This window comes from Bradyrhizobium sp., assembly GCF_036009065.1.
GTDB lineage: Bacteria > Pseudomonadota > Alphaproteobacteria > Rhizobiales > Xanthobacteraceae > Bradyrhizobium.
The window spans coordinates 1-8,732 of the sequence record NZ_DASYMN010000211.1 but is presented as its reverse complement, the minus strand read 5'-3'; the positions used below and the strand labels follow the sequence as shown (position 1 = coordinate 8,732).

6 protein-coding genes and 2 pseudogenes are annotated in these 8,732 nt (G+C 64.9%); 6 read left to right on the top strand and 2 right to left on the bottom strand.

From position 1 onward, the window contains the following. Window positions 1-31: 31 nt before the first annotated feature. From fliR to VGP39_RS13075, 6 genes and pseudogenes are all read left to right on the top strand, one after another. Window positions 32-802, top strand: coding sequence for a flagellar biosynthetic protein FliR (gene fliR / locus VGP39_RS13100; protein WP_327568533.1), 771 nt, complete (start codon window positions 32-34; stop codon window positions 800-802). 4 nt (window positions 803-806) lie between these two features. Next, a complete protein-coding gene (gene flhB, locus VGP39_RS13095) occupies window positions 807-1,886 on the top strand; it encodes a flagellar biosynthesis protein FlhB (protein WP_327568532.1) in 1,080 nt (359 codons plus the stop codon). Window positions 1,887-2,139: 253 nt separating this feature from the next. Beyond that, window positions 2,140-4,686: a cell cycle histidine kinase CckA gene (cckA, locus tag VGP39_RS13090; RefSeq protein ID WP_327568531.1), complete on the top strand. Its 2,547-nt coding sequence runs from the start codon at window positions 2,140-2,142 to the stop codon at window positions 4,684-4,686. A 269-nt stretch (window positions 4,687-4,955) separates the two neighbouring features. Then, complete coding sequence (locus VGP39_RS13085) at window positions 4,956-5,936, top strand: Tim44 domain-containing protein (RefSeq protein ID WP_327568530.1); 981 nt, start codon at window positions 4,956-4,958, stop codon at window positions 5,934-5,936. 162 nt (window positions 5,937-6,098) lie between these two features. Beyond that, a pseudogene (locus tag VGP39_RS13080) lies at window positions 6,099-6,783 on the top strand (lectin). 150 nt (window positions 6,784-6,933) lie between these two features. Continuing rightward, window positions 6,934-7,638 carry a glutathione S-transferase gene (locus tag VGP39_RS13075; protein WP_327568529.1) on the top strand — a complete coding sequence of 235 codons (705 nt, stop codon included), beginning with the start codon at window positions 6,934-6,936 and terminating at the stop codon, window positions 7,636-7,638. Window positions 7,639-7,755: 117 nt separating this feature from the next. Here the strand turns inward: VGP39_RS13075 and VGP39_RS13070 are convergent, their stop codons facing one another. Together VGP39_RS13070 and VGP39_RS13065 are read right to left on the bottom strand one after the other, a co-directional pair. Then, window positions 7,756-8,115, bottom strand: a complete 360-nt coding sequence (locus tag VGP39_RS13070; RefSeq protein ID WP_327568528.1) for a GFA family protein — start codon at window positions 8,113-8,115, stop codon at window positions 7,756-7,758. A gap of 64 nt (window positions 8,116-8,179) precedes the next feature. After that, window positions 8,180-8,395 (bottom strand): annotated as a pseudogene (locus VGP39_RS13065) (methyltransferase family protein); the annotation flags it as partial. Window positions 8,396-8,732: the final 337 nt, after the last annotated feature.

The window sequence follows — 8,732 nt, the reverse complement described above, 5'->3', positions numbered from 1 at the left end:
ATCGGCGGGTGATGCACAGTGCGGCTGAATCATGCGTATCGACATCTCGCTGCTTCCCGCACTTGCCGCCGCCTTCATGCTGGTGTTCGCCCGCATCGGCGCGATGGTGATGCTGTTGCCGGGGTTCGGCGAGACCAACATCCCAGTACGCATCAAGCTCGCGATCGCGCTGGCGCTGACGCTGATCATCCTGCCGCTGCACCGCGCCGCCTACACCATCGACATGCAGTCGATGGCGCCGCTGATGGTGATGCTGGTGCTTGAGATCGTGATCGGCGTCGTGCTCGGCGCCACCGCGCGGGTGACGCTGTCGGCGCTTCAGGTCGCGGGCTCGGTGATCGCCCAGCAGCTGGGGCTCGGTTTTGTTACCGCCGTCGATCCCACTCAAGGCCAGCAGGGCCTGCTGATCGGCAATTTCCTCACCATCCTCGGACTGACGCTGCTGTTCGCCACCGACACCCACTATCTCGTGATCGCGGCGCTGAACGACAGCTACGCGATCTTCTCACCCGGCGAATTCGTGCCGAGCGGCGATATCGCCGCATTGGCGACCCGCGCCTTCGCCGCCGCCTTCAAGATCGGCATGCAACTGGCCGCGCCCTTTCTGGTGTTCGGCCTCGTCTTCAACATGGGGCTGGGCGTGCTGGCGCGGCTGATGCCGCAGATGCAGGTGTATTTCGTCGGCGTGCCGCTGGCGATCCTCGCCGGCTTCTTGATCTTCGCCGCGGTGCTGACGACCATGATGGGCACTTACATGGATTACTTCATCGGCGTCATGCACCAACTGATCCCGCGGAGCTGAAGCGATGGCCGACGAGAACGACGCCGCGGAAAAAACAGAAGACCCGACGCAAAAACGCCTCGACGATGCCCATGACCGCGGCGACGTCGCCAAGAGCCAGGAGGTCAACACCTGGTTCATGATCGCCGGCGCCACGCTGGTGCTGTCGACTTTCTCCGGATCGATCGGCGGCGGAATCCTGATGCCGCTGCGCAACCTTGTCGCCAATTCCTGGATGATCCACGCCGACGGACCCGGCCTGCTGGCGCTGGCGCAAAGCCTTGGGATCGCGCTCATCGCAGCCCTCGGGGTGCCGCTGCTGCTGCTGATGATCGCGGCAATCGCCGGCAACATGGTGCAGCACCGGCTGGTCTGGTCGGGCGAGTCCTTGAAGCCGAAGCTGAGCAAGATTTCACCGCTGGCCGGCGCCAAGCGGGTGTTCGGCAAGCAGGCGGCGGCGAATTTCGCCAAAGGTGTTTTCAAGGTCGCGGCGCTCGGCGTCGTGATGACCGCGATCCTGTGGCCGGAGCGGCATCGCCTCGATGCAATGGTGCGATTCGACCCGGCGGCGATCTTAGGCGTGACCACCACGCTGACCCTGCAATTGCTGGGCGCCGTGGTGGCGCTGCTGGCGCTGGTGGCGATCGCGGATTATTTCTTCCAGTACCGGCAATGGTTCGAGCGGCAGAAAATGTCGCTGCGGGAAATGAAGGAGGAGTTCAAGCAGTCGGAAGGCGACCCGCACATCAAGGCCCGCATCCGGCAGCTGCGGCATGCGCGCATGAAGAAGCGGATGATGGCCGCGGTTCCCAAAGCCTCCGTTATCATCACCAACCCGACGCATTATGCGGTGGCACTGTCCTACGACCGCGGCATGTCGGCGCCGGTCTGCGTCGCCAAGGGCGTCGACACCATCGCACTCAAGATCAGGGAAGTCGCCAAGGCGCACGATATTCCGATCGTCGAAAACGTAGCCTTGGCCCGCGCCTTGCACGCAACGGTCGAGATCGACGACGAGATCCCGGTCGAGCATTATCACGCCGTTGCCGAAATCATCGGTTATGTGATGGGCCTGAGGCGCGGGCTTTCCGGACGAAGGGTGTGAGCGATCGGTAGGGTGGGCAAGGCGCCGGACGCGAACGCGTCCGGAGGCGTGCCCACCATTTCAGGCGCGCGCATCCGGATCAAGATGGTGGGCACGGCGCAAGAGCGCCTTTGCCCACCCTGCGCGCGCCGAAAGGGCGAAATGAGCCGAAATAACCTTACGATGTGCTTGCGCCGATGGGGTCGATTCAGGCACTCAGGAGTTATCGCCTGCGCGCGCATTTTACCCGTTTCGAGAGGCCACGGCCCGTTCGATGACCACTGAGCCCGACAACGATCTGCCGCCGCCTCCGGTGCATGAGCCGGCACGGCGCAGCGGCAGCATTGTACTGGTATTGCTGGTCGCGGGCGCCATCGTAGCCGCCGCCGTGGCGTTCATGACATTAGGCCGGGTGCAGGCGCAACCTTATATTCTGGGCTTGCTGGCGCTGCTGGCCATGGTCGGGCTGTTCAACCTGTTCGCGTTCGCCGCCGGCATCATCCGTTTCGCCGACCGCATTGCGGACGATCCGATCATGCGCCCGATCGCCGATCATGCGTTCGACGGGCTCGCCGTCACCGATTCCCGCGGACATGTCGTTTACAGCAACGCCGCCTATCTGGCGCTGACGGGGGCCGCGACGCCGCAGGAGGCCCGTCCGGTGGAGCGCGTGTTCATCGGCAACCCCGATGTATCGGAGGCGGTGTTCCGCCTGCTCAAGGCGGCGCGCGAAGGCAAACGCCAGCAGGAGGAGGTCCGCGTCGCCGGCAGCGAGGGGGCCCACGGCCGCTGGCTGCGGATGCGGGTGCGCCCGCTCGGCCAATCCAAGCGCGAGGCGAAATACGCGGTGTGGACGATCGCCGACATTACGCGGGACCGCGAGCGGCAGGAAGACGTGTTCCAGGAACTGCAGCACGCCATCGAATATCTCGATCACGCGCCGTGCGGCTTCTTCTCGGTCAATGCCGCCGGCAACCTCGTCTATGTCAATGCCACGCTGGCGAACTGGCTCGATCACGATCTGGCCGAGATCGGCAATGGCGGGCTGAAGCTGACGGATGTCGTGTCGGGCGACGGCGCCTCGCTGCTCACCTCGATCGTGCCGGCGCCCGGCGAAGTGAAAACAGAGGTGTTCGACATCGATCTGCGCATGCGCAGCGGCAAGACCATGCCGGTGCGGCTCTATCACAAGCTCGCCTTCGGCGCCGACGGCGTGCCCGGCCCGTCGCGCACGCTGGTGATCAGCCGCGCTCGCGACGAGCGGCTCGATCCGCAGCGCGCGGCGGAAGTGCGCTTCATGCGCTTCTTCGATCACACCCCGATGGCGATCGCCACCGTCGACAAGTCGGGCGCGGTGGTGCGCGCCAACGCGCGCTTCGCCAAGCTGGCGCAGAGTCTCGATGATAATGGCGCGGTCAGCAAATCAATTCTCGCCTCGGTGAATGATCGCGATCGCGGCCGGTTGATTGCCGCCATCAACCAGGCCGCCGAAGGGCACGGCGATATTGCCCCTGTCGAGGCGATGCTCGAAGGCAACAGGGAGCGCTGGGGGCAGTTCTTCGTCACCGCGGTCGAAGGCGAGGAAAACGACAGCGAGGCGGCGATCGTCTACATGCTGGAAACCACCGAGCGGCGCCGGCTGGAGAGCCAGATCAATCAGGCGCAGAAGATGGATACGGTCGGCCAGCTCGCCGGCGGCATCGCGCACGACTTCAACAACGTGTTGTCCGCCATCATGATGGCCAACGATTTCCTGCTCAACGCCCACAAGCCGACCGATCCGTCGTTCCAGGACATCATGCAGATCAAGCAGAACGCCACCCGCGCGGCGACGCTGGTCCGGCAATTGCTGGCATTCTCCCGCAAGCAGACATTGCGGCCGCAGGTGCTCGATCTTCGCGAAGCACTGTCGGACATTGACCGGCTGCTGAAGCGGCTGATCGGAGAAAAGGTGGCGCTGGAAATCCAGCACGCGCGCGACCTGTGGTCGGTGAAAGCGGATCTGTCGCAATTCGAGCAGGTGATCGTCAACCTCGCCGTCAATGCGCGCGACGCCATGCCCGAGGGCGGCAAGCTGACGGTGCGCACCGTCAACGTATCCACACCGGAATCCGAAAAGCTCTCCTATAAGGGCATGCCGGCCGCGGACTATGTGCGGATCGACGTCACCGACACCGGCACCGGGATTCCGGCCGATATCGTCGACAAGATTTTCGAGCCGTTCTTCTCGACCAAGGAAGTCGGCAAGGGCACCGGCCTCGGGCTGTCGACGGTGTACGGCATCGTCAAGCAGACCGGCGGTTTTGTCTATGTCGATTCTGAAGAAGGCCAAGGCACCTCGTTCCGCATCTTCCTGCCGCGGCACCATGCCGAGGCGGAGGTGCAGCCGGATGCCGCCAATGGTGCCGCCAAAGAACCAGCGGAGCCCAAGCGCGCGGCCGACCTGACCGGGCAGGGCACCATCCTGCTGGTCGAGGACGAGGAGGGCCTGCGCTCGCTGAACGCGCGCGGCCTGCGCTCGCGCGGCTACAGCGTGATCGAGGCCTCCAACGGCGTCGAGGCGATGGAGGCCTTGGATGAAAAGAACGGCGCCGTCGATCTCGTGGTCTCCGACGTGGTGATGCCGGAAATGGACGGGCCGACGCTGCTGCGGGAGATGCGCACGCGCAACCCCAATCTCAAGATCATCTTCGTCTCCGGCTACGCCGAGGATGCCTTCGAAAAGAGCCTGCCCGAGAATGAGCAGTTCGCCTTTTTGGCAAAACCGTTCGCACTCAGCGCGCTGGTCGAGAAGGTCAAGCAAACCATGGCGCCGGGTTGAGGGCACGCTCGTGTCCCGGACGCGGTGCGGCATTCTTCATGCCGCTCCGCAGAGCCGGGACCATCACGAACTTTGTGCTCTGTTACGGTCCCGGCTCTGCAGCGCACCACGCCGCGAAGAGCGGCGCGCTGCGCTGCGTCCGGGACACCAGAGAGGGTCTCTCCCCGCGACGCAGCGCCGCAGCCCTGCGTCGTCATGGGCGCTTCACTTTTGGGCAGCCGTGCCCATCTTAGGTGCGCTTCCCCCTGCCGGGGAATGAGGGAAAAACTATGAATTTTACGCAGCGCACACGCGGCATGGTCAAGATGATCGCCGTCGTTCTATCGTTGGCGTTACCATTGATGCTCGCCATCTCCGCGGCTGATGCCCGGGTTGGCGGCGGCAGCAACTCGGGCTCGCGAGGCGGCCGGACCTTCTCGGCTCCACCGAGCACCTCGACCGCGCCAAACGCGGCGCAGCCGATGAATCGCACGATGACGCAGCCAGGCAGTCCCGGAATGGGCACGGCTGCAGCCGGAGGCGCCGCCAAGGGCGGCTTCTTCAACCGGCCCGGCATGGGCATGCTCGGCGGCCTCGCCGCGGGCTTCCTCGGCGCCGGCCTGCTCGGCATGCTGTTCGGCGGTGGACTGTTCAGCGGGCTCGGTGGCATGGCATCGATCTTCGGCCTGATTCTCCAGATCGGCCTGATCATCATCGTCGTTCGTCTGGCGATGAAATGGTGGCAGCGCCGCAACGCCCCCGCCTCGGCCTATGCCGGCCCGGCACCGGGAGCCGGACCGACCGCCGGTGCCGGCCCGTTGGCGAGCTTCCGCAGTGGATCGGGCTTTGGCCTCGGATCCGGCAGCGCGCCGCTCGAGATCGGCCCCAGCGACTACGAGGCCTTCGAACGCCTGCTCGGCGACGTCCAGGCCGCGTGGTCGAACGAGGACATCGCAAAGCTGCATACGCTGGCCTCTCCGGAGATGGTGTCCTACTTCACGCAGGACCTGCAGGCTAATAACGCCCGCGGCGTGGTCAACAAGGTCTCCGACGTGAAACTGCAGCAGGGCGACCTCGCGGAAGCCTGGCGCGAAGGCGATACCGACTACGCCAGCGTGGCGATGCGGTTCGGGCTGGTCGACAAGACCATCGACCGCGCCAGCGGCCGCCTGGTCGAAGGCAGCGATCAACCCACCGAGGCCACGGAAGTGTGGACCTTCGTGCGGCCGCGCGGCGCCAACTGGGAACTCTCGGCGATCCAGCAGGCCTGATCCACCTGCCATCTTGAATACGAAGCGTCGCGGCTTACTCCGCGGCGCTTTTTCTTTGCGGCCGCCGCCATCACGGACCGGGAATAATGCCGGATGCCGCGGGTTGATTTGTTGCGCGCCGGTCAACGAACCGGCCGATCGAAACAAATCGGGAGGAATTCGATGCTTCCACGTTTCAAAATTGTTCCGGGCGCATGGCTTGCGATAGCTGCGATCGCGATCGTCTCGGCCGCGCCGCAGCCTGTGCATGCGCAAGGCGCCGGCACCACGTTCTTCCTCACCAGCACCGGCATCGGCAACGGCGGCAATCTCGGCGGCCTTGGGCGCCGACAATTATTGCCAGACGTTGGCACAGGCGGCCGGCGCGGGTGCCAAAACCTGGCGCGCCTACCTCTCGACGCAAGGCGCCGACGGCAAGCCGGCGGAGAACGCGCGCGACCGCATCGGCAAGGGGCCGTGGCAGAACGCCAAGGGCGCGGTGGTCGCCAAGGACGTCGCCGAGCTGCACGGCGCCAACAATCTCACCCAGCAGACCGCGCTCAGCGAGAAGGGTGACGTCATCAACGGCCGCGGCGATACGCCGAATCGCCATGACGTGCTGACCGGATCGCAGCCGGACGGCACCGCGTTCGCCGCGGCCGACGACCGCACCTGCAGGAACTGGACGAGCAGCACGCAAGGCGCGGCGATGGTCGGCCATTCCGATCGCATCGGCCTTCGCGACGACGACGCCTCGAAATCCTGGAATAGCTCGCATCCCTCGCGCGGCCCCGATGGCGGCTGCTCGCAGAATGATTTGAAGAGCACCGGCGGCGACGGGCTGTTTTATTGTTTCGCTGCGAACTGACGTCGTAGCCGCAACCGCCGCCGTCATCCTGAGGTGCGCGCTCTTGCGCGCCTCGAAGGATGGCCGCATACACCCGTCTCTCGTCCTTCGAGGCTCGCCGAAGACGGCGAGCACCTCAGGATGACGCCTTCGTTGTGGCAAGGGCTTTGCATGCGCTACCAGCTGTACTACTGGCCCACCATCCAGGGCCGCGGCGAATATGTCCGGCTCGCGCTGGAGGACGCCGGCGCCGACTATGACGACGTCGTGCGCGGGCCAGGCGGCATGGCGGCGATGTCGCGGATGATGGAGGCGGGCGGCAGGGCGCCATTCGCGCCGCCGTTCCTGAAAGCCGGCAGGCTGGTGATTGGCCAGACCGCCAACATCCTGCTCTATCTAGGCTCCCGCCATGGCCTTGCGCCGAAGGCCGAGGCCGGACGGCTGTGGGTGCATCAGCTGCAGCTTACCATCGCCGACTTCGTGCTGGAGGTTCACGACACCCATCATCCGCTCGGGCCGTCATTGTATTACGAAGATCAGCGCGGACCGGCGAAAAAGCGCACGGAAGATTTCTGGGACGAGCGGGTGCCGAAATATCTCGGCTATATCGAGCGGCTGGTGAGCGACAGCGGCGGCACGTTTGCCACCGGCCGCCGTGCGACTTACGTCGACCTGTCGCTGTTCCAGATCGTGGCAGGGCTGCGCTACGCGTTTCCAAAACGCATGAAGAAATTCGAGCGCGAGATACCGAAGCTGGTGAATCTGCACGACCGCGTCGCCGCGCGGCCCAACATCAAGGCGTATCTCGAAAGCGACCGCCGCATCCCCTTCAACGAAGAAGGCATTTTTCGGCGCTACAAGGAGCTGGATCTGTAGATGGGCAGGCGACCGGTGCAGTCTCCGTCATGCCCGGGCTTGTCTCGGGCATCCACGTCTTTCTTCCGAGGCGGCACCAAGACGTGGATGGCCGGGACAGGCCATGACGAACCGAGACTACATGTTCCGCCCGTCGATCGGCGTCATCTGCAGCTTCGCCAGATCGATACCGTCGATGCAGCTCACATTCAGCGCCACCACCTCGGCGCCATCAGGCTTCTTGCCGCGTGCGAATACGGCGACGCCGCAGTCGATGCAGAGCTGGTGGCGGATGGCGTGCTTGTTGAACAGGTACTCTTTCAGGTTCTCCTCGCCGGCGCGGAGCTGAAAACTCTTCGGCGCCAGAAACGTGAAATGCAGGCCCTTCTTGGTGCAGATCGAGCAGTTGCATGCCGTCACCATGGCAAGATCGCCGGTGCATTCGAACCGCACCTGGCCGCAATGGCAGCCGCCGGTGTAGGTTTTTGACTCGGGCATCGCCGGTCTCCTGGCAATTGTCGCCGCGATGTTAACTCGCGGACTTCAGTCTCGTTCAACCCACCTACGAGATTCCAGGCACCAGGCGGTAGCGCACCCTTGCGGCATAGTCCGCATAGCCCGGCAGGCCGGCGAGCAGCGCGCGTTCCTCGATGCCTGCGCGGATCGCGAACAAACCGACGAACAGCGGCGCCAGTATGACGCCCCACCACGATCCCAGCAGCAACGGCATGCCGACAAAGAACAGCCCCGTGCCGGCGTACATCGGATGCCGCACATGGGGACGGGTGTCGCTTGCGACTCGAAGTAACCGGGGTCCCGGTTCTGCGAAGCAGCGCTTCGCAAGAGCTGCGCGCTGCATCGCGCCCAGGACACGGGATTGCGTTCCTCATTCGAATTTCAAACAGCCACACTTTCGCGTTCTCGCGGCGCAATGCGTCCGAGGTTTGCCAGTCCCTCGCGAACCCAAGCGAGGGGATGGAGCGGCGGGAGGCGCCAGGGCACCAGCGGGCACCCCTTGAGGCGGGATTAACGTACCCACCTCGCGCGGCAAGGCACCGCGCGCGCCCAGTGACGTAGGGCGCGGCACCTCCCGGCGCTCCACCTTGGCCACCAGC